This is a genomic window from Streptomyces albiaxialis (assembly GCF_039530985.1).
Classification (GTDB): Bacteria; Actinomycetota; Actinomycetes; order Streptomycetales; family Streptomycetaceae; genus Streptomyces; species Streptomyces albiaxialis.
Genome location: NZ_BAAAPE010000032.1, coordinates 45,389 through 64,655, shown reverse-complemented (window position 1 = coordinate 64,655; position 19,267 = coordinate 45,389). Strand labels below are relative to the sequence as shown.

The following is a 19,267-nucleotide window of genomic DNA, read 5'->3' as shown; positions in this document are numbered from 1 at the left end:
GCCGTGTGGCTCAGCGCGGTCCGAAGCCGCCGTACGGCTGCAGGGGGATCACGCGGAACTCGGACATCTCCCTGCGGGCCAGGGGGAGCCGTGAGACGGCCGCCTCGGCCTCCGCGAGGGAGTCGGCCTCCAGGAGGAAGCAGGCGCCCCTGGTGTCGCCCCGCAGCCAGATCTGGCGCACGGCACCGTCCGCGTACATCTCCCGTACGGCCTCGGTCTCCTGGGGCAGCACCTCGGCGAATTCGTCCTCGGTGAACTGCTGCGTAAAGCGCTCAGTCATGACCATGAATTGCACAGAGCGCAACCTAGCACCCTTGTCCGTACATGCGTGGAGTGGCTCCGACCGCTGGCCACCCCCGGCTACGGCAGCGGCGCCAGTGGTGGCGTGGATCCGGTGGCACCCAGGGGGCACGCGCAACCTCGGAAGGGCGCACATGTGTCCCCTTTACCGTGATTCGCCCCTCAGGGGGCGGTCCGGTGAAATCGCAGTAACGGGGGTTCACTTGTCCGACTTCATCGAGACCATCGAAGAGCTCTTCACACCAGACGAGGGGGAGGGGAACGCGGCGGAGGCCGCGCCCGAGGAGGGCGCGCTCACGCCGTACACGGACGCCCTGCGCGTCCCGCCGACCCTGCGGCCCGGCCCCGACGGCCGGGTCGAGATCGCCCTCACCGAGACCTGGACCCGGCTGCACTCGCAGCTCCCGCCGACCCGCGTATGGACATACGACGGGCACTCCCCGGGGCCCACCCTGGAGGTGCGGCGCGGTCAGCGGATACGGGTCGCGTGGACGAACCGGATCACCGGCACCTACCCGGCCGCGTCCGTCGCGGTCGGCCGCGGTGACCCGAAGGACCCGAACACCAACCATCCCGGCAGGGACGGCGTGAAGCCCGACGAGAACGTCGCCGCGCTGCCCGCCTGGACGGTGACGCACCTGCACGGCGGCGTCACCGGCGGCGGCAACGACGGCTGGGCGGAGAACGCCGTGGCGGCCGGGGACGCCCAGCTCTCCGAGTACCCGAACGACCATCCGGCGACCCAGTGGTGGTACCACGACCACGCCATGAACATCACCCGGTGGAACGTCTACGCCGGGCTGGTCGGTACCTATCTCGTCCGTGACGCCGAGGAGGACGCGCTCGGCCTGCCGCGCGGGGAGCACGAGATCCCGCTCGTCCTGGCCGACCGGAACCTCGACGAGGACGAGGACGGCCGTCTCAACGGCCAGTTGCTCTACAAGGTGATCAACCTCGGGCCGGACCCCGAGTCCGGCAAGGACGTCACCCTGCCGTTCACGGGCCCGTACGCGACCGTGAACGGCACGATCTGGCCGTACCTGGAGGTCGAGCCCCGCTGGTACCGCTTCCGGCTCGTCAACGCCTCCAACGCCCGTACGTACGCGCTCGCGCTCGTCGACGAGAGGGGGCGGCCCGTTCCGGACGGGACGGTCAAGCAGATCGGCAGCGACGGCGGGCTGCTCCCGCGCCCCGTGGACGTGCCGTTCGCGGACGACCGGGACCCGGCACGCCGGAAGGTGCTGTCCGTGGCTCCCGCGGAACGCTTCGACCTCCTGGTCGACTTCCGGGCGCTGCGCGGCAGGAGGCTGCGGCTCGTCAACACGGGCGGCACGGGCTTCGGCAGGCCGGACCGGCCGGCGGGGATCCCGTTCCCGCACGTGATGGAGTTCCGCGTCGCGGACGAGCCGTCGGGCGACCCGGAGCCGTTCACTCTTCCGGAGACGCTCTCTCCGTCGTTCCAGCGGCTCACCCATGACACTCCGCACGGCCACCGGATGGTGCTGCTCACCCCGCCCGGCACCAAGGGCGGCGGCGGTCACCCGGAGATCTGGGAGATGGCCGACATCACCGGGGAGGTGGGGGACAGGCCCGTCGAGCCCCGGGACGGCGTCGTGCAGGTGCGCGGAAAGGACGGAGTGCTGCGCACGTACCGCCGTACGGCCCGGATGTTCGACGACGCCCTGGGCTACAAGGTCGAGCAGAACGACTACGAGCAGTGGAGCTTCCTCAACCTGGGCTCCGCTCCGGTCGACCCCATGCACCCGATGCACATCCATCTGGCCGACTTCCAGGTCCTGGCCCGCGACGGGTACGACACGTCCGGGTTCAGCAAGACGGTCGGCGGGACCACCACTCCCGTCGTCTACAGGGCCGAGGATTCCGTGCCGGTGCCGCCCGGGGAGAGCGGCTGGAAGGAGGTCTTCCAGGTGCCCCGGGGGCAGATGGTCAACGTGATCGGCCGTTTCGACGGGGCGCACGGAAGGTTCATGTACCACTGCCATCTGCTGGAGCACGAGGACGCGGGAATGATGCGTCCCTTCACGGTCATGCCGCCCGAGGTCATGAAGTTCGACCACGGGCACGGCGGCGGCCACCCGCACGACGGCGGCCCCCCGCACGACGGCTGAGCGAGCCGCCGCGTCAGGTGCCGTCGTGCGGGGGCAGTGCCGCTGTTCGGGGAGGGGCCCCGGGCGTGGGATCACCCCTCCCCGAACAGCTCCAGCAGCTCCCGCTTCTCGAACATGCGGGCCGTGTCGATCGCCGAGGGCTGGCCCGCGCGCGGGTCGGCCCCGGCCTCGAACAGGGCGCGGACGACCTCGTCCTCGCCCTTGAAGACGGCGCCGGCGAGGGGTGACTGGCCCCGGTCGTTCAGCCGGTTCGGGTCGGCCTCGCGCGCGAGGAGCGCCCGTACGGTGTCCGGGTGCCCGTGGTAGGCGGCGAGCATCAGGAGCGAGTCGCCCTTGTCGTTGGTGAGGTTCGCGGGCACGCCCGCGTCCACATAGGCCGCGACCGTGTCCGTGTCGCCGTTCCGCGCCAGGCCGAAGATCCGCTGGGCCAGCTCAAGGACCTCGGGGTCGTGCGCGGGCTCGTCGCTCTCGGGCGTGGGTGCGTTGGACATGGCGTGTGAGCCTCCCTGCCTGCGTGCTTGATGTCGGACGCCGAGGCGTCAGCTTACGTACGGGCAGACTCCGTACGGGCCCGGCTCACGTACGGACGGCCGTTTCCGCGTCCGTGCCCGCGTGCGGCACGCGTGTCTCCGTGCGTCACGCGTGTCTCCGTGCGTCACGCCTGTCTGCGTGCGGCACGCGTGCCTCCGTGCCTCACGCGCGCTCGGGCCGGTCCAGGTCCGCCAGCGCGTCCAGGACGCCCCGGTGGAACGTCGGGTACGCGTAGATCATGTCCCGTAGCGTCACCACCGGCACGGCGGCGCGTACGGCCACCGCCAGCCCGTAGAGCGTCTCGCCGCCCTCGGGTCCCGCGGACGTGGCGCCCACGAGCACGCCGCGGGAGGTGTCCTCGACGAGCTTGATGAAGCCGTCGTTGCCCGCCTTGTGGATCCAGCCGCGCGTGCTGGACGGCACCTCGGCGATGCCCGTGCGGATCGAGAGGCCCTGCTCGCGTGCCGCCTCCTCGGTCAGCCCGACGGCGCCGATCTCCGGGTCGGTGAACGTCACGCGCGGCACCGCCCGGTAGTCGGCCGCGGGGCCGTCCTCGCCCAGGATGGAGCGCACCGCGATGTCCGCCTGGTACATCGCCATGTGCGTGAACGCGCCCTCTCCGGTCACGTCGCCCACCGCCCACAGCCCCGGCTCCCCGCCGCGCCCGTGGCCATGCCCGTGTCCGAGGAGCCCGCCGTGCTTTTCCGGCACCGCGCGCATATGGCCGTCCACCCGCAGGGTCCGCGCCTCCGGGTCGAGCCCGGCCGTCTCCAGGCCCAGCCCGGACAGCCGGGGCCGCCGCCCCGTGGCGACCAGCAGCCGGTCGGCCCGCAGTTGTTCACCGCCGTCCAGGACGAGCGTGAACGTGTCGCCCTCGTGCCGTACGGACGCCGCGCGTGCCCGTGTCCGTACGGTCAGGCCCTCCGACTCCAGCACCCGTGCGACCAGGGCGCCCGATTCGGGCTCCTCCGGCGGCAGCAGCCTGTCCGCCGCCTCGACGACGGTCACGCGCGTGCCGAAACGGGCGTACCCCTGCGCGAGTTCGACACCGACGGCCCCGCCGCCCAGGACGAGCAGCGACTCCGGCCTCTCCTTGGCCGAGACCGCCTCCCGGTTCGTCCAGTAGGGCACCGCGTCCAGGCCGTCGACGGGCGGGGCCCAGGAAGCGGAACCGGTGGCGACGACGACCGCGCGCCGCGCGGTGTACGTCTCGCCGCCGGCCTCGACCTGGCCGGGGCCGGTGAGCCGTCCGCGCGCACGGACGAAGTGGCCGCCCTTGCCGGTGAAGCGCTCGACCGCCGCCGCGTCGTCCCAGTCGGTCGTGGCCTCGTCCCTGATGCGCGCCGCGACGGGCGACCAGTCCGGCTCGACCCGTGCGTCGCCCGCCATGCCGGGCACGCGCCGCGCGTCGGCCAGCAGGTTCCCCGCGCGGACGATCATCTTGCTGGGCACGCACGCCCAGTACGGACACTCACCGCCGAGCAGCTCCGCCTCGACGCCCACGACGTCGAGCCCCGCCTCGGCGAGCCTCCCCGCCACCTCCTCGCCGCCGGGTCCCATCCCGATGACGACGACATCGCACTCGCGCCCCATTCCGGCCTCCTCCGTCGACGGTTCCGGCCGTGCGGTCAGGATAGGAGCGCACGGAAGAGGCGGCACGTTACGGGAGAGGCGGCTCCGTGCCCACCCCGCACACCAGCCATCCGAATCCGCCCAGCCCGCGCGGATCGGTCAGCTCGGCCGCCTCCCCGGCGGAGGCCAGCGCCCTCACGTACGCGGTGGGGTCGTGGCTCGCCTGTGCGAGGGGCGGCCGGGAACCGTCGATCCCCAGGGCGCGCAGCGCCTCCCGCTGGGTGAGCAGCGCGCCCTCGGTGCACGGTCCGGCGCAGGCCTCCGCGACGGCGTCCAGTGCGACATGGGCCGTCAGGTCGCCCGTCCCGTCCGCAACGGGCGCGATCTCGCGCCCCGCGCGGAACCCGGTGAGCGTCCCGAAGGGCGGCCTGGTCTCCCGGGTGTGCCCGTAGTCGACGGCGACGGCGACCCCGCGCCGCAGCGTCCGTACGGCCGTGTTCCACGCGGCGTCGCGCGGGCGCCCGACCTCGGCGCGGGCGCCGGGCCCGGCGCCCGCCAGGGGCCACCAGCGGTCGAGCCACGCGGCGTCCTCCGGGCCGGGCGGGCCCCCGAGGCGCTCGTTCCCCTCGGCGTCGGTGAGCACGAGGCGCGGCATCCCCTCGGCGTCGTTCTCGACGACGTCCAGGGGCACGTTGTCCAGCCACTCGTTGGCGAAGAGCAGGCCCGTGAGCGTCCCGGGCCCCGGCAGCTCGCTCCGCCACTCCACCCGGGCGTCCAGCCCGGCGGGCCGGGGCCCGCGCTCGACGGCGTACAGGCGCAGGCGGCGCAGGAGGTCCGCGGTGTTCGCGGCGTCCGGAGCGTCCGGGGCATCACCGGCGTCGGGGCCGCCGGGGTCGTCAGGGTCGTCAGGGGCGTCCATGGGGAGACCCTCCGCCGCCCGTCCCAGGGCCCCGGACTCCTCGGGCTCCTCCGGATCCCCCAGAACCCCCGGATCCTCCAGAGCCGCCAGGACGCCGCTCAGCAGCTCCCCGCGCCCCGCCCCCATGTCCACCAGGTCCAGCCGCTCCGGGCGCCCCAGAGCCCCGTCCACGCGTCTCAGGAGGGCCGCCACGGCCCGCGCGAAGAGCGGCGAGGCGTGGACGGAGGTGCGGAAGTGGTCGGCGGGGGCCTCGCGTGTGAAGAAACCGCCGGGGCCGTAGAGGGCGCGCTCGGCGGCCTCGCGCCAGCCCACTGGGTCGCTGGTCATCGGGGTTTCTCCTCTCCACGCGGACCGTGCTCCTCCACCTTGGGGAGTAGGCGGGGCGACCGCGGATCGGCCGTCCGGTTGACCCCTGCACGTACCTGGCCTGCATACGCTGGGTTACGTGAACCGGCTCTACGACTTCCTCCGCAGGCACCCCACGTGGGTGGACAGCTTCTGGGCTGCGTTCCTGCTGTTGCTGTCGGCGGGCTGGCTGGTCGCGAGCGCCTCCGCGCCACCGGAGACCAATCTTCCCTCCGGTATCAACGAGCGGGTCGCGACGATACCCATCGGGCTGGCGCTCGGGGTGGTCGTGGCGCTGCGCCGCCGCGTCCCCGAGAAGATGCTGCTGCTGGCCACGGGCTGCGGTCTCGCACAGGTCTTCACGAACGTCAGTCCGTTCCCGGGGAACATCGCCTTCCCCGTCATCATCTTCACCGTAGCCTCCGGCCCGGTCCGCTGGGCCTCCAGATTCGCGCTGACCGGCGCGCTCGTCGCGCCCACCATCAGCCAGCTCCGCTGGCCGGAGCCGCAGCAGGACACCACAGGGGCCGTCTTCGGCACGCTCTTCATGACGCTGGTGTTCGTGCTGGCCTGGGTGCTCGGCGACTCCCTGCGCACCCGGCGCGCGTACTACGCGCAGCTCGAGGAGCGCGCCACCCGCCTGGAGAAGGAGCGCGAGGCGCAGGCCAAGGTCGCCGTCGCCGCCGAGCGCGCCCGGATAGCGCGCGAACTGCACGACGTGGTCGCGCACAACGTCTCCGTGATGGTCGTCCAGGCCGACGGCGCCGCGTACGTCCTGGACAGTGCGCCCGACCAGACCCGGATGGCCCTGGAGACCATCTCCGGCACGGGCCGGCAGGCGCTCGCCGAGATGCGCCGCCTGCTGGGCGTGCTGCGCTCCGGGGACGGGGCGCGCGACGGCGGGGAGTACGTGCCGCAGCCCGGCATGGAACAGATCGCCGACCTGGTGGAGCAGGTGCGCGGCACGGGTCTCACCGTCGACTTCAAGATCGACGGCTCTCCGCGCCCGCTCCCCAGCAGCGTCGAGCTGACCGCGTACCGCATCGTCCAGGAGGCGCTCACCAACACCCGCAAGCACGGCGGTCCCGACGTCGGCGCCAGCGTGCTGCTCAGCTACGGGGACGACGAGCTGACCGTGCGGGCCGAGGACGACGGGCGCGGCGCGCAGCGGGAGCTGTACGAGGACGGGGGCTCGGACGGGCTCGGCCACGGCCTCATCGGGATGCGGGAACGCGTCGGCATGGTCGGGGGCAGCCTGGAGGCGGGCCCGCGCCCCGGCGGCGGCTTCCGGATCGCCGCCGCCCTCCCCCTCAAGGGCGCGCACTGACACCGCGCCCCGGCGGCTCCGGCACACTTCGGGCAGCCCGCCGCCACCGCCCCACGCCCCCGACAGACCGCAGGAAAGGGACCCCGCATGACGATCCGCGTGATGCTCGTCGACGACCAGGCGCTGCTGCGCACCGGCTTCCGCATGGTGCTCACCGCACAGCAGGACATGGAGGTCGCCGCGGAGGCGTCGGACGGCGCGGAGGCGCTGGACATCCTGCGCTCGACCTCCGTGGACGTGGTCCTCATGGACGTCCGTATGCCGAACGTGGACGGCGTCGAGGCCACCCGCCGCATCTGCGAGGAGGGCGAGGGCGGGCCGGGCGCGCCCAAGGTGCTCATCCTGACCACCTTCGACCTCGACGAGTACGCGTTCTCCGCGCTCAAGGCGGGCGCCAGCGGTTTCATGCTGAAGGACGTGCCGCCGGGCGACCTGCTGGCCGCGATCCGCGCGGTCTACAGCGGCGACGCGGTCGTCGCGCCCAGCACCACGCGGCGCCTCATCGACCGTTTCTCGTCCGTCCTGCCCGCCACCGCGAGCGAACCGCTCGCCAAGGAGCTGGAGCGGCTCACGGAGCGCGAGCGGGAGGTCCTCACCCTCATCGCCCAGGGCCTGTCCAACGGCGAGATCGCCGCGCAGCTCGTGCTGTCCGAGGCCACGGTCAAGACCCATGTGGGCCGCATCCTCGCCAAGCTGGAGCTGCGCGATCGCGTCCAGGCGGTGGTCCTGGCGTACGAGACGGGCCTCGTACGGGCGGGCGGCGGCGCGTAGGACCCGCCGGCCCCGGCGCCCTCACCCGTCCCAGCGCTGTGTGTACCCCTCCCGCAAGGGCCCGCCCAGGAGGTTGAGCACTCGCTCAACGGCCATGGCCAGCGGCCCGACGTCGGCCCGCTCCGCGACGGCCCGGTGCCCCTCCAGCAGCTCCCCGCCCCGTACCGGGTCCGCGGCCAGCAGCCTGCGGGGCAGCCACTTCCCGATGCCCGTCCAGCGGCCGTGGTGGGCGGTGAGCAGGTGCGCCGCCTCGCGCAGGGCGAAGTCGGCGAGCACGAGCTGTTCGTGCCGGTCGTACCGGTTGTACCCGTCGTGCCGGTCGTCCGGCGAAGTGTCGTTCAGGTCGTCCAGGAAGCACGTCAGGACGTAGCGCCCCCGCTCCCACTCCGCCGGAGCGAGCGGCGGCGGCCCTTCCGCCAGCAGGGCCCGCGCCCGGTCGCGCAGGCGGGCCATATGGCCGTGCGGATCGCCCAGGACCGTCCCCTGGTCGTACAGGAAGAGGATGGTGCCCCGGCGCAGCCTCCTGTCCCGTTCGAAGTGGCCGGGGACGTCCGCCAGGGTGTGCAGGAACAGCTCGGCGGGGCGGCCCTCGTGGCGTATCACCTCCCGGCGGCTGGTCTCCCCCTCGGGGAGCAGGACCACGACGTCCAGATCGCTGGTCGCGGTGGCCCGTCCCGTGGCGGCCGAGCCGCCGAGCAGGGTGCCGAGGGCATGCGGGAAACGGTCGTCGGCCAGGGCCCGTGCCCGGTCGGCCGGTGCGGTGCGCGCGTCCATGGACGGCCATCGTGCCAGCGGGACCCGGACCCGGGACCGTCCAGCCGTACGGTCAGCGGTCGGCGGTCAGCGGTCGGCGCATACGTCAGCGCAGCACCGCTCCGATGAAGTCGCTGCCCATGCGGGCCACCGCGGACAGGTCCAGCCGGTACTGGACGTACCGGCCGCGGCGGCGGGTGGTGAGCAGGCCCGCCTTCTTCATGGCCTTGAGGTGCCGGGAGACCTCGGGGGCGCTCAGTCCGTGGGTGGCGGCCAGTTCGCTGGTGGTGTACGCGGCGCGGGACAGGCTCAGGCACAGCCGCATCCGCTGCGGGTGTGCCAGGGCCTCCAGACGGCACTGCATGAGGTCCAGGGCGATCGGCTGCGGCAGCTCTGGCGTCGCCACCGGGTAGGTCACGACGGGGCGCCAGCCGGGCGCGTACAGCGCCAGCAGGTGCGGCTGGCCGATCAGTGTCGGCAGGAACGTGACGCCGGGACCCTCGTACAGTGCCGGGTCGGCCGCCCAGGTGCGGCCCTCGCTGAGCTTGTCCACGACGATGCGCGGCGCGGGGCCCTCCTCGTCCAGCGTGATCGCGGGCGAGACCGCGTCCAGCGTGGCCGCGAGCCCGCGGTGCTGGAGCAGCTCCGTCTTGTGCCGGGCGTCGGCCGCCAACTGGTGGCGCGTGCGCTCCCACAGGTCGCCGAAGAACGCCGTCTCGCAGTCCTCCAGGAGCCGCCTGATCCACGCCCGCACGGTGGCCGTGTCGTCCAGCAGCCGCCGGGCGAAGTCCGCCTGGCGCGGTCCCCGTACGGTCGCGCGGTCCAGCGCCGCCTGCCGCTCGTCCCGGTCGACGAGCGGAGAGCGCGCCCCCTGGGCGTAGGAACGGCGGGTGCACGAGATCTCCAGGGCCGCGTCGACGAACCGCTCGTCGTCCATCCGGTCCAGGTCGTCCAGCTCCTCGCGGAGGGTGGGCTTCGGGTTCGCGGGGAGCAGGATGTCCGCGCGGGTCGAGCTCCACAGGAAGTCCGCCTCGCACAGCCGGTCGGCGAGCTCGCACTTGAGCGACGCGTTGGTCGCCGTCGCCCAACTGTGCAGGGCCGGATGGTGGCCCGGCTCGGCCAGGGCGTGCAGCGCCGCGCCCAGCTCCGCCAGGGGAGAAGGGCTGAAGACGATCCGCTCGGGCGGCAGCCCGGCGATGTCGATGACCACACTCATGGGCCCTATCCTCGCCCGTCCGTATTCCCCGGGCCACGTCGATTGACGGGGCTCGTCAATCGACGGCGGTTCGATTGACGTCCCTGGTCAATCCGCGTGCCAGGGGGCAGGGGACGGTCGCAGCCTCGTGGCATGACTCTCAGCACGCAGTACGCACTCGACACCTGGCGCCTCCAGCAGGAGGGTTCGCCGCCGCCCCCGGCACCCGGCACGCACGAGGCGAAGCTCCTGCACGCGTGGTGGACGGCGCGCAAGGAGGCCCGCAGGACATGGGGCTCCCGGCGGGGCGGACGGACGGAAGCCTCCCGGCGCGGGACGGGCACCGTCCGCCGGCGGACGGCCGTTCCCCGCCGTTCCGGCGCCCTCCGCCGCCGTGCGGGCAGGGCTTAGCATGGCCTGGTCACGTCCGGTACCGGCGGAACGAGCGGACCGGAACGCATACGGAAGGCCAGTCCGTGAACAACCCCACACCTCCAGAGCCCCCCGATCCGTCGGGCCCGGCACGGGCCGAGGACCGCCCCGCGCGGCTGTCCGTCGGCGTCGTCGGCGCGGGCCGCGTCGGGCCGCCCCTGGCCGCCGCGCTGCGCCTGGCCGGGCACCGCCCCGTCGCCGCCTCGGGCGTCTCCGACGCCTCCCGGCGGCGCGCGGCCGAGCTGCTGCCCGACGTGCCCCTCGTGGACCCCTCGGAGGTCCTCGCGTGCGCCGACCTGGTCCTGCTCACCGTCCCCGACGACGCCCTGCCCGACCTGGTGGCGGGGCTCGCGGGGACCGGCGCCGTCCGGCAGGGGCAGCTCCTGGTGCACACCTCGGGCCGGTTCGGCGCCTCCGTCCTCCAGCCCGCCGTCCGCGCGGGCGCGCTGCCGCTGGCGCTGCACCCGGCCATGACGTTCACGGGGACGTCCGTGGACGTCCAGCGCCTGGCGGGCTGCTCGTTCGGAGTGACCGCGCCGGAGGAGCTGCGGCTGGCCGCCGAGGCGCTCGTCATCGAGATGGGCGGCGAGCCCGAATGGATCGAGGAAGCGGCCCGCCCGCTCTACCACGCGGCGCTCGCCATCGGCGCGAACCATCTCGTCACCCTCGTCACCCAGTCCATGGAGCTGCTGCGCGCCTCGGGCGTGCGCGCCCCCGACCGGATGCTCGGCCCGCTCCTGGGCGCCGCGCTCGACAACGCGCTGCGCTCCGGCGACCAGGCGCTCACGGGCCCCGTCGCGCGGGGTGACGCGGGCACCGTCGCGGCGCACGTCGCCGAGTTGCGCAAGCACGCGCCGCAGACCGTCGCGGGCTATCTCGCGATGGCGCGCGCGACCGCTGACCGCGCCCTCGCACACGGCCTGCTCAAGCCCGAACTCGCCGAGGACCTGCTGGACGTCCTCGCCGCAGGCGGCTCCCCGGGCGGCACCTCCCAGGGCCACGGGAGCGACGACGAGGGGGCCGGAGAATGACCCCGCCCGTCGTTCGTACGGGCGCCGAACTGCGCGCCCTCGCCCGCGGCACCGCCGACGGTTCCGGCGCCCCCGGCGGCTCCGAGCGGGCCGTCGTGATGACCATGGGCGCCCTCCACGAGGGCCACGCCGCGCTCGTACGGGCCGCACGCGAACGCGTCGGGCCCCATGGGCAGGTCGTGGTGACCGTCTTCGTCAATCCGCTCCAGTTCGGCGCGGGTGAGGACCTGGACCGCTATCCGCGCACCCTGGACGCCGATCTGCTCGTCGCGGGCAAGGAGGGCGCCGACGTCGTCTTCGCCCCCTCCGTGGACGAGGTGTACCCGGGCGGCGAGCCCCAGGTGCGGGTCTCCGCGGGCCCCATGGGCGAACGGCTGGAGGGCGCGCACCGTCCCGGCCACTTCGACGGCGTGCTCACCGTCGTCGCGAAGCTCCTCCATCTGACCGCGCCCGACGTGGCGTTCTTCGGCCGGAAGGACGCGCAGCAGCTCGCCATGGTGCGCCGTATGGTGCGCGACCTGAACTTCCCCGTCGAGATCGTCGGCGTGCCGACCGTACGGGAGAGCGACGGCCTGGCCCTGTCCAGCCGCAACCGCTACCTGTCGCGGCAGGACCGCGCCACCGCGCTCGCGCTCTCCCGTGCCCTGAAGGCCGGAGAGGCCGCGGCAGGGCGGGGCGAGGAGCCGGACGCCGTGCTGCGGGCGGCACGGGACGTGCTGGACGGCGCGCCCCTGGAGCTGGATTACGTCGCCCTGGTCGACCCGGAGGACTTCACGGCGGTCGACGACCGTTACACGGGGGAAGCCGTGCTGGCGGTGGCCGCCCGGGTGGGCACCACGCGCCTCATCGACAACGTCCGGCCGCACCTCGCGCCCGCCCCCGGCGCGGAACGAGCGGACCGGGCGGACTGAGCGGAGGACGCCCTCACATGACGCACGACGGTACGGCCCTGGGAACGGCACACGACGGTAAGGCCCCAGGGGCGACGGACGAAGGCACGCCCCCAGGGGCGGCGCACGAAGGCACGGCACAAGAGGTCGCCGGGCGGGCGCTGGAAGCGCCCGCCCCCGGCTGGACGGTCGACGCCGATGTCGTCGTCGTGGGCTCCGGGGTCGCGGGCCTCACCGCCGCGCTCCGCTGCGCCGCCGCGGGCGCCCGCACGGTGGTCGTCACCAAGGCGCGGCTGGACGACGGTTCGACCCGCTGGGCCCAGGGCGGCATAGCCGCCGCCCTCGGCGAGGGCGACACCCCGGAACAGCACCTGGAGGACACCCTCACCGCCGGGGCGGGCCTGTGCGACGAGGACGCCGTACGGGCCCTCGTCACGGAGGGCCCGGATGCCGTGCGCCGCCTGATCGAGGCGGGCGCCCGCTTCGACGTCTCGGACACCACGGGCGGCATCGAGCTGACCCGCGAGGGAGGGCACCACCGCCGCCGTATCGTGCACGCGGGCGGCGACGCGACGGGTGCCGAGGTCTCCCGCGCCCTCGTCGCCGCCGTACGGGCCGAACCCTCGCTCCGTACCGTCGAGAACGCCCTCGTCCTCGACCTCCTCAAGGACGCGTACGGACACACCGCGGGCGTCACCCTGCACGTGATGGGCGAGGGGCAGCACGACGGCGTCGGCGCCGTCCACGCGCCCGCCGTCGTCCTCGCCACGGGCGGCATGGGCCAGGTGTTCGCCGCGACGACCAACCCGTCCGTCTCCACGGGCGACGGTGTGGCCCTCGCGCTGCGGGCGGGTGCGGAGGTCTCCGACCTGGAGTTCGTCCAGTTCCACCCCACGGCGCTCTATCTCGGCCCGGACGCGGAGGGACAGCAGCCCCTCATCTCGGAGGCCGTACGGGGCGAGGGGGCGCACCTCGTCGACGCGGACGGCGTGCGCTTCATGGTGGGGCAGCACCCGCTCGCCGAGCTGGCCCCGCGCGACATCGTCGCCAAGGGCATCGTGCGCCGCGCCGCCGAGCAGGGCACGGACCACGCCTACCTGGACGGGCGGCACTTCGGCGCGGAGATGTGGGAGCGCCGCTTCCCCACCATCCTGGCCGCCTGCCGCGCCCACGGCATCGACCCCGTGACCGAGCCCGTACCCATCGCCCCCGCCGCGCACCACGCCAGCGGCGGCGTCCGTACGGACCGCTACGGAAGGACGACCGTCCCCGGGCTGTACGCCTGCGGCGAGGTCGCCTGCACCGGCGTGCACGGCGCCAACAGGCTCGCGTCCAACAGCCTGTTGGAGGGCCTGGTCTTCGCCGAGCGCATCGCGGAGCGCGCCGTCACCGAGACCGCGGGCCCCGGCCCGTACGCGAGCGCCCGTACGCGCGTGCCGCTGCTGCCGCCCGAGGCCCGCGTGGCCGTCCAGCGGGTGATGTCCCGCGGCGCGGGGGTGCTCCGTTCCGCCGACAGCCTGGCCGAGGCCGACGAGCGGCTTTCCGCGCTCCCCGGCGAGATGGCCGACAAGCCCGCCGAACCGGGCGTCGAGACCTGGGAGACGGCCAACCTCCATCTGGTCGCGCGCGTCCTCGTCACGGCGGCCCGGTACCGCGCGGAGACCCGTGGCTGCCACTGGCGCGAGGACCATCCGGACCGCGACGACGCACAATGGCGCCGCCACCTGAGGGTCTCGCTCGCCCCGGAACGCACCGCGCCCGAGGGCACGGCCCCGGGCACCGCTCCGGGCACGGCCCCGGACACGCCTTTCACCGTCCGTACGACACAGACGACCGCCTTCCCGCCGGTCGCGCAGAACCAGGAGACACAGTGACCGACGACCTTCCCCTGCTCCAGATCGGCAAGGGCCCGGCCGCGCCGGCCGGACAGGACGGCGGCTGCGGTGACGGCTGCGGCTGCTCCGGGGGCGACGAGACGGGCCTCGACCCGCTCGAATGCGGCCTCGACCCCGGCCTGGCGATGCTCCTGGCGGCCCAGGGTCTGGACCCGGTGCAGGTCGAGGACATCGCGCACCTGGCCATCGAGGAGGACCTGGACAACGGCGTCGACGTCACCAGCGTCGCCACCATCCCCGAAGAGGCCGTCGCGACCGGCGACTTCACGGCGCGCGAGGCCGGTACGGTCGCGGGCCTGCGCGTCGCCGAGGCGGTCCTCTCCGTCGTGTGCACCGACGAGTTCGAGGTCGAGCGCCATGTCCTCGACGGGGACCGCGTCGAGCCCGGCCAGAAGCTGCTCACCGTCCGCACCCGCACCCGTGACCTGCTGACGGCCGAACGCAGCGCCCTGAACCTCCTGTGCCGCCTGTCGGGCGTCGCGACGGCCACCCGCGCCTGGGCGGACGCCCTGGAGGGCACGAAGACGCGCGTACGGGACACCCGTAAGACCACCCCGGGGCTGCGCGTCCTGGAGAAGTTCGCCGTCCGGTGCGGCGGGGGCGTCAACCACCGCATGTCCCTCTCTGACGCGGCGCTCGTCAAGGACAACCACGTGGTCGCCGCGGGCGGCGTCGCGGAGGCGTTCCGGCGCGTACGGGAGGAGTTCCCGGACGTCCCCGTCGAGGTCGAGGTCGACCGCCTGGACCAGATCCCGCCCGTCCTGGACGAGGGCGCCGACCTGATCCTCCTGGACAACTTCACGCCCGAGCTGACGGCGGAGGCCGTCCGGCTGGTCGGGGGCCGCGCCCGGCTGGAGTCCTCGGGCCGCCTCACCCTGGTGAACGCCGCCGAGTACGCCGCCACGGGCGTCGACTACCTGTCCGTCGGCGGTCTCACCCACTCCTCCCCGATCCTCGACATCGGCCTGGACCTGCGCGAGGAGCACGCCTGATGCTGCTGACCATCGATGTGGGGAACACCCACACCGTGCTGGGCCTGTTCGACGGGGAGGAGATCGTCGAGCACTGGCGCATCTCCACCGAGGCCCGCCGTACGGCCGACGAACTCGCCGTCCTCCTCCAGGGGCTGATGGGCATGCACCCGCTCCTGGGCGAGGAGCTGGGCGACAACATCGAGGGCATCGCCATCTGTTCGACGGTCCCCTCCGTGCTGCACGAGCTGCGCGAGGTGACCCGTCGCTACTACGGCGACATCCCCGCCGTCCTGGTCGAACCGGGCGTCAAGACGGGCGTGCCGATCCTCATGGACAACCCGAAGGAGGTCGGCGCGGACCGCATCATCAACGCGCTGGCCGCCGTCGAGCTGTACGGCGGCCCCTGCGTGGTCGTCGACTTCGGCACGGCCACGACGTTCGACGCGGTCTCGGCCCGCGGCGAGTACGTCGGCGGCGTCATCGCGCCCGGCATCGAGATCTCCGTCGACGCGCTGGGCGTGCGCGGAGCGCAGCTCCGCAAGATCGAGATCGCCCGCCCGCGCAGCGTCATCGGCAAGAACACCGTCGAGGCCATGCAGGCGGGCATCGTCTACGGCTTCGCGGGCCAGGTCGACGGCGTCGTCAACCGCATGGCCGCCGAGCTGGCGGAGGACCCCGACGACGTCACCGTCATCGCCACGGGCGGCCTCGCGCCCATGGTCCTGGGCGAGTCCGCGGTCATCGACGAGCACGAGCCCTGGCTCACCCTGATCGGCCTGCGCCTGGTCTACGAGCGCAACGTCGACCGGAGCTAGCCGGAGCCGACCGGAGCTGACCGGGGCCCCATCGGCTACCGGAGGGGGCGCGCCACGCCGCGCCTCGGGCGATAAGAAGACTTGTCCGTTTCACCCCGTATCGTCGGCCCATGCCCACGCCATACGGTTCCCGAGGCGGCGTCGCGTTCAGCGCGGACGAGCTGCGTGTGCTCGGCGGCGCCCTCGCCATCGCCCTGCAGTCCGGCCCCACGCCCGAGGAGGCCCGCGAGTACCTGCGGCTGGCCGAGGCCGTCGACGAGACGGTCCGTGAGGGGTACCGGCTCCGCTCGTTCCTCCTCGCGGACCTCGCCCGCTACCGCGGCGCCCTCCCCGGCGCGGCCGTCGGCTACCTCGACCAGGTGGAGGCGGCCCTCACCGCGGGCTACCTCCCGCGCCCCGACGACATCGTCGCGCTGCGCTCCCTGTGCGAGGAGGCCGTGAGCGCCCCCGAGGCGGCCCGCCGCCGGGCGCTGCTCCTGCGCTGCGAGCGCCTCTCCGAGAGGGCCGTACGCTCGCGTCTGCGGGTCCTCCCGCACGGCAGGGTTCCGGTCCCGGCCCCCGCGTCGGAGCCTCCGTCCGGATCGCCGTCCGTACCGCAGCCCGGGCCGGTGTCCCCGGAGTCCCCGGAGTCCCCGGAGGCCGCCGACGACGGCGGGACGCCGGGCGAGCAGGACGAACCGGAGTCCCCGGAGGCCCCGCAGTCCCCGGAGCCGTCCTCCGAGCCCTCCCCGCCTCCCGCTCCGGGCCGTCCCGTCCCCACCCCGGCCGAGGTCTTCCCGCCCCGGCGCGACCCGTCGGAGCCCTCAGGGCCGCCGGAGCAGCCGGAGCCGCCGGAGTCCCCGGAACCGTCGGCGCCCCCGGAGGAGGAGCACAGGCGGGCGGTCCCGGCGTAGGGCCTCGAACGCCTCGCAGTAGGCTGGACTTCTGCGCACCGAGGAGGCCAAAGCCATGGAGTACGTTGCCGCACTCACCCCGCCGTTCGTCATGGCGGTGGCATTCACGGCGCTCATCGTGGTCATCGTGAAGACCCAGGGCGGGACGAACAAGGCCAAGGAGGACGGCATCGTCGATGCCACCCTGGCCCGTGCCGAGGGCACCCGGCAGAAGAAGGACTGAGTCCGGCCGGTCCCGGCCGGTTCTTATTCCCCTCGATTCGGACATCTCCGACTATTATTCATCTGTGCCGAGGCCATTGGGTGAGTTGGAAGATGCCGTGATGACCCGGGTATGGCGCTGGAACCGCCCGGTCACCGTGCGAGAAGTCCTGGAAGATCTGCAGAAGGAACGCGCCATCGCCTACACGACGGTGATGACCGTAATGGACAACCTGCGGCAGAAGGGCTGGGTCCGCCGGGATCAAGAAGGCCGGGCCTATCGATATGAAGCGGTCTCCACTCGGGCCGCGTACTCGGCCGCTCTCATGAACGAGGCGTGGTCGGCCAGTGACAACCCGGCCGCCGCTCTCGTCGACTTCTTCGGCATGATGTCGCCGGAACAGGTGGATGTGCTCCGGGACGCGTTGCGCGTCGTACAACTGAACGGCGTGCATCTCGATGCCCCCGACGGCGGGGCCGGAGGCCAGGAGCGATAGCGTCCGTTCATGCCAGAAGCCGCGCCGCTAAGCGAAGTCACCATCCGCAGGGCACGCACAGCGGATGTGCCCGCTGTCCGCGCGCTCATCGAGGCCTACTCGCGCGACCAGATCCTGCTCGGCAAAGCCACGGTGACCCTTTACGAGGACATCCAGGAGTTCTGGGTCGCCGAACGGGACCACGATGCGGAAGTGGTCGGATGCGGCGCCCTCCACGTCATGTGGGAGGACCTCGCCGAGGTGAGAACCCTGGCTGTGGCTCCGGCGCAGCGTGGAAGCGGAGTCGGGCGGCTGTTGCTGGAGAAGCTGCTCCAGACCGCGCGCTGGCTCGGCGTCCGGCGCATTTTCTGTCTCACCTTCGAAGTTGACTTCTTCTCGAAGCACGGGTTCACGGAGATCGGCGAGACTCCCGTCGACGGCGATGTCTACAGCGAGCTGCTGCGTTCCTATGACGAGGGAGTAGCCGAGTTCCTGGGCCTCGAACGGGTGAAGCCGAACACCTTGGGCAACAGCCGCATGCTGCTGCATCTCTGAACCCCGGCTCTGATCTGCCGCCACTATGTCCGAAAGATCCCGCCAATCCCAGCGGGTGGCCAGGCAAACTCCGCCGAGGGTTTGTGTTTCTCCGGGAAAAGCGGTTTGCTTTCGTCGTCAGTATCAGTAATCCGTTATCGATGACGAATGGGAGCAGTCGGTGGCACAGAAGGTTCAGGTTCTTCTTGTCGACGACCTCGACGGTGGCGAGGCGGACGAGACGGTGACGTTCGCTCTGGACGGGAAGACCTACGAGATCGATCTCACCACCGCTAATGCGGACAAGCTCCGGAGCGCTCTGGAGCCCTATCTCAAGGGTGGGCGCCGTACCGGCGGCCGTTCCGCGCGCGGAAAGAGCGGCCGCGCGGCCACGGGCGGCGGCGGCAGCCAGGACACCGCGAAGATCCGCGCGTGGGCCAAGGAGCAGGGTTACGAGGTCAACGACCGGGGCCGCGTCCCCGCCAGCATCCGTGAGGCCTACGAGAAGGCCAACGGCTGAAGCCCCAGCCGGGCGCGGTGGCACTCCGTGGCCGCGGCGCTCACCAGCCTGACGAGATCGACGGGCCGTCCGGTCGTCCCCGGCGCTCCCCGTCCGCACCCCGGCTCGGGGGGCCGCAGCCATACGGCGGCCTCCCGAGGGTCGTATCCGGCGCGGGCGGTCAGCCCCAGCTCGATCCCGCCCCACTCCAGCCACTCCAGGAGCCCCGGCAGTTCCTCGGCACTGCCCGAGGGCACAAGCAGTTGCACGCGTACGCGCACCGGGTCGTACGCCACGGGTCCGGTGCGCAGCCCCCGGCGCCGCAGCAGCGCCAGCCCGGCACCGGCCGGCACCTCCAGCACGTCTGCCGCACCGGTACCGGCCTCCCCGGCCTCCCCGGACGGGCGCGGAATCGCGAAAGTCATGTCCGGTGCAACGGGCCGCGCCCCGTGGGTGTTACGCAGGGTTGACAACGGCTACCCGGCGTGCTCAAAGAGAATCCGCACAAGCGCAAGGCTGTTCGCCAACAGCGGATGCGCCCGCGCGTATCGGCTGTAAGCCGCATGGACTGTCACCGCGAGCGGGTAAGAAGGCTCTAACGAGCAGGAAGCCCAGGTGAAGACGGGCGGAGCGGGGGTGTGAACGGCCGGTGTCGGACCGGGACGGGCGTGTCGGTGCGGGGGCGTTCGCCGTCGGCGTAGTGGATCCAGGTGAATACGCCTGGCCTGCGGGAACATCGTCTCGCACCATCGGGTTGGAACTGTTGTCGGCTGTCCGGGGCAGGA

General features: G+C 73.1%; 21 protein-coding genes. 14 read left to right on the top strand and 7 right to left on the bottom strand.

The genetic code is table 11. The features are described from left to right. Nucleotides 1-10: 10 nt before the first annotated feature. Nucleotides 11-280: a muconolactone Delta-isomerase family protein gene (locus ABD343_RS40340; protein ID WP_344535832.1), complete on the bottom strand. Its 270-nt coding sequence runs from the start codon at nucleotides 278-280 to the stop codon at nucleotides 11-13. 223 nt (nucleotides 281-503) lie between these two features. On the opposite strand from ABD343_RS40340, the gene phsA reads away from it, so the two are divergent. Further along, nucleotides 504-2,429 (top strand): O-aminophenol oxidase PhsA, encoded by a 1,926-nt coding sequence (gene phsA, locus ABD343_RS40335; protein ID WP_344535830.1) that lies wholly within the window; start codon nucleotides 504-506, stop codon nucleotides 2,427-2,429. A gap of 71 nt (nucleotides 2,430-2,500) precedes the next feature. Here phsA and ABD343_RS40330 read toward each other — a convergent pair whose 3' ends face one another. From ABD343_RS40330 to ABD343_RS40320, 3 genes are all read right to left on the bottom strand, one after another. Next, nucleotides 2,501-2,920, bottom strand: coding sequence for an ankyrin repeat domain-containing protein (locus ABD343_RS40330; RefSeq protein WP_344535829.1), 420 nt, complete (start codon nucleotides 2,918-2,920; stop codon nucleotides 2,501-2,503). Between the two features lie 202 nt (nucleotides 2,921-3,122). After that, on the bottom strand, nucleotides 3,123-4,553 hold the full coding sequence (locus tag ABD343_RS40325; RefSeq protein ID WP_344535827.1) for a dihydrolipoyl dehydrogenase family protein: 1,431 nt from the start codon (nucleotides 4,551-4,553) through the stop codon (nucleotides 3,123-3,125). 67 nt (nucleotides 4,554-4,620) lie between these two features. After that, nucleotides 4,621-5,778, bottom strand: a complete 1,158-nt coding sequence (locus ABD343_RS40320; protein WP_344535826.1) for an SAM-dependent methyltransferase — start codon at nucleotides 5,776-5,778, stop codon at nucleotides 4,621-4,623. Between the two features lie 118 nt (nucleotides 5,779-5,896). On the opposite strand from ABD343_RS40320, the gene ABD343_RS40315 reads away from it, so the two are divergent. Both ABD343_RS40315 and ABD343_RS40310 read left to right on the top strand, forming a co-directional pair. Further along, nucleotides 5,897-7,123, top strand: coding sequence for a sensor histidine kinase (locus tag ABD343_RS40315; protein ID WP_344535825.1), 1,227 nt, complete (start codon nucleotides 5,897-5,899; stop codon nucleotides 7,121-7,123). A gap of 87 nt (nucleotides 7,124-7,210) precedes the next feature. Further along, the gene (locus ABD343_RS40310) at nucleotides 7,211-7,894 is read left to right on the top strand and encodes a response regulator (RefSeq protein ID WP_344535823.1); all 684 of its coding nucleotides are present in this window, start codon (nucleotides 7,211-7,213) and stop codon (nucleotides 7,892-7,894) included. A 21-nt stretch (nucleotides 7,895-7,915) separates the two neighbouring features. On the opposite strand, the gene ABD343_RS40305 is transcribed toward ABD343_RS40310, so the two are convergent. Continuing rightward, nucleotides 7,916-8,668 carry a nucleotidyltransferase domain-containing protein gene (locus tag ABD343_RS40305; protein ID WP_344535822.1) on the bottom strand — a complete coding sequence of 251 codons (753 nt, stop codon included), beginning with the start codon at nucleotides 8,666-8,668 and terminating at the stop codon, nucleotides 7,916-7,918. Between the two features lie 85 nt (nucleotides 8,669-8,753). Beyond that, nucleotides 8,754-9,863, bottom strand: coding sequence for a DUF5937 family protein (locus ABD343_RS40300; protein WP_344535820.1), 1,110 nt, complete (start codon nucleotides 9,861-9,863; stop codon nucleotides 8,754-8,756). Between the two features lie 132 nt (nucleotides 9,864-9,995). Here ABD343_RS40300 and ABD343_RS40295 point away from each other — a divergent pair, with 132 nt between their 5' ends. The 11 genes from ABD343_RS40295 to ABD343_RS40245 all read left to right on the top strand — a co-directional run bounded on the left by ABD343_RS40295 (nucleotide 9,996) and on the right by ABD343_RS40245 (nucleotide 18,503). Next, nucleotides 9,996-10,253, top strand: a complete 258-nt coding sequence (locus ABD343_RS40295) for a hypothetical protein (protein ID WP_344535819.1) — start codon at nucleotides 9,996-9,998, stop codon at nucleotides 10,251-10,253. Between the two features lie 65 nt (nucleotides 10,254-10,318). Then, a complete protein-coding gene (locus ABD343_RS40290; RefSeq protein ID WP_344535817.1) occupies nucleotides 10,319-11,305 on the top strand; it encodes a Rossmann-like and DUF2520 domain-containing protein in 987 nt (328 codons plus the stop codon). Beyond that, nucleotides 11,302-12,216, top strand: coding sequence for a pantoate--beta-alanine ligase (gene panC / locus ABD343_RS40285; protein WP_344535816.1), 915 nt, complete (start codon nucleotides 11,302-11,304; stop codon nucleotides 12,214-12,216). The genes ABD343_RS40290 and panC overlap by 4 nt, the downstream gene beginning before the upstream one ends. A 17-nt stretch (nucleotides 12,217-12,233) precedes the next feature. Next, complete coding sequence (locus ABD343_RS40280; RefSeq protein WP_344535814.1) at nucleotides 12,234-14,069, top strand: L-aspartate oxidase; 1,836 nt, start codon at nucleotides 12,234-12,236, stop codon at nucleotides 14,067-14,069. Then, on the top strand, nucleotides 14,066-15,082 hold the full coding sequence (nadC, locus tag ABD343_RS40275; protein WP_344535813.1) for a carboxylating nicotinate-nucleotide diphosphorylase: 1,017 nt from the start codon (nucleotides 14,066-14,068) through the stop codon (nucleotides 15,080-15,082). The genes ABD343_RS40280 and nadC overlap by 4 nt, the downstream gene beginning before the upstream one ends. Further along, a complete protein-coding gene (locus tag ABD343_RS40270) occupies nucleotides 15,082-15,879 on the top strand; it encodes a type III pantothenate kinase (protein ID WP_344535811.1) in 798 nt (265 codons plus the stop codon). The genes nadC and ABD343_RS40270 overlap by 1 nt, the downstream gene beginning before the upstream one ends. A gap of 110 nt (nucleotides 15,880-15,989) precedes the next feature. Next, nucleotides 15,990-16,772, top strand: coding sequence for a hypothetical protein (locus ABD343_RS40265; RefSeq protein ID WP_344535810.1), 783 nt, complete (start codon nucleotides 15,990-15,992; stop codon nucleotides 16,770-16,772). 55 nt (nucleotides 16,773-16,827) lie between these two features. Further along, on the top strand, nucleotides 16,828-16,995 hold the full coding sequence (locus ABD343_RS40260) for a hypothetical protein (RefSeq protein ID WP_344535808.1): 168 nt from the start codon (nucleotides 16,828-16,830) through the stop codon (nucleotides 16,993-16,995). A 64-nt stretch (nucleotides 16,996-17,059) separates the two neighbouring features. Continuing rightward, nucleotides 17,060-17,470: a BlaI/MecI/CopY family transcriptional regulator gene (locus ABD343_RS40255; RefSeq protein ID WP_344535806.1), complete on the top strand. Its 411-nt coding sequence runs from the start codon at nucleotides 17,060-17,062 to the stop codon at nucleotides 17,468-17,470. Nucleotides 17,471-17,479: 9 nt separating this feature from the next. Beyond that, a complete protein-coding gene (locus ABD343_RS40250; RefSeq protein WP_344535805.1) occupies nucleotides 17,480-18,004 on the top strand; it encodes an amino-acid N-acetyltransferase in 525 nt (174 codons plus the stop codon). A 160-nt stretch (nucleotides 18,005-18,164) separates the two neighbouring features. After that, nucleotides 18,165-18,503, top strand: a complete 339-nt coding sequence (locus ABD343_RS40245; protein WP_344535803.1) for a histone-like nucleoid-structuring protein Lsr2 — start codon at nucleotides 18,165-18,167, stop codon at nucleotides 18,501-18,503. Here ABD343_RS40245 and ABD343_RS40240 read toward each other — a convergent pair. Then, nucleotides 18,482-18,907 carry a hypothetical protein gene (locus tag ABD343_RS40240; RefSeq protein ID WP_344535801.1) on the bottom strand — a complete coding sequence of 142 codons (426 nt, stop codon included), beginning with the start codon at nucleotides 18,905-18,907 and terminating at the stop codon, nucleotides 18,482-18,484. The genes ABD343_RS40245 and ABD343_RS40240 overlap by 22 nt on opposite strands. Nucleotides 18,908-19,267: the final 360 nt, after the last annotated feature.

Coding starts and splice junctions, on each gene's coding strand:
- ABD343_RS40340 (WP_344535832.1), bottom strand. CDS start 280: ATGACTGAGCGCTTTACGCAGCAGTTCACCGAGGACGAATTCGCCGAG.
- ABD343_RS40330 (WP_344535829.1), bottom strand. CDS start 2,920: ATGTCCAACGCACCCACGCCCGAGAGCGACGAGCCCGCGCACGACCCC.
- ABD343_RS40325 (WP_344535827.1), bottom strand. CDS start 4,553: ATGGGGCGCGAGTGCGATGTCGTCGTCATCGGGATGGGACCCGGCGGC.
- ABD343_RS40320 (WP_344535826.1), bottom strand. CDS start 5,778: ATGACCAGCGACCCAGTGGGCTGGCGCGAGGCCGCCGAGCGCGCCCTC.
- ABD343_RS40310 (WP_344535823.1), top strand. CDS start 7,211: ATGACGATCCGCGTGATGCTCGTCGACGACCAGGCGCTGCTGCGCACC.
- ABD343_RS40305 (WP_344535822.1), bottom strand. CDS start 8,668: ATGGACGCGCGCACCGCACCGGCCGACCGGGCACGGGCCCTGGCCGAC.
- ABD343_RS40300 (WP_344535820.1), bottom strand. CDS start 9,863: ATGAGTGTGGTCATCGACATCGCCGGGCTGCCGCCCGAGCGGATCGTC.
- ABD343_RS40295 (WP_344535819.1), top strand. CDS start 9,996: ATGACTCTCAGCACGCAGTACGCACTCGACACCTGGCGCCTCCAGCAG.
- panC (WP_344535816.1), top strand. CDS start 11,302: ATGACCCCGCCCGTCGTTCGTACGGGCGCCGAACTGCGCGCCCTCGCC.
- ABD343_RS40280 (WP_344535814.1), top strand. CDS start 12,234: ATGACGCACGACGGTACGGCCCTGGGAACGGCACACGACGGTAAGGCC.
- ABD343_RS40270 (WP_344535811.1), top strand. CDS start 15,082: ATGCTGCTGACCATCGATGTGGGGAACACCCACACCGTGCTGGGCCTG.
- ABD343_RS40265 (WP_344535810.1), top strand. CDS start 15,990: ATGCCCACGCCATACGGTTCCCGAGGCGGCGTCGCGTTCAGCGCGGAC.
- ABD343_RS40260 (WP_344535808.1), top strand. CDS start 16,828: ATGGAGTACGTTGCCGCACTCACCCCGCCGTTCGTCATGGCGGTGGCA.
- ABD343_RS40250 (WP_344535805.1), top strand. CDS start 17,480: ATGCCAGAAGCCGCGCCGCTAAGCGAAGTCACCATCCGCAGGGCACGC.
- ABD343_RS40240 (WP_344535801.1), bottom strand. CDS start 18,907: ATGACTTTCGCGATTCCGCGCCCGTCCGGGGAGGCCGGGGAGGCCGGT.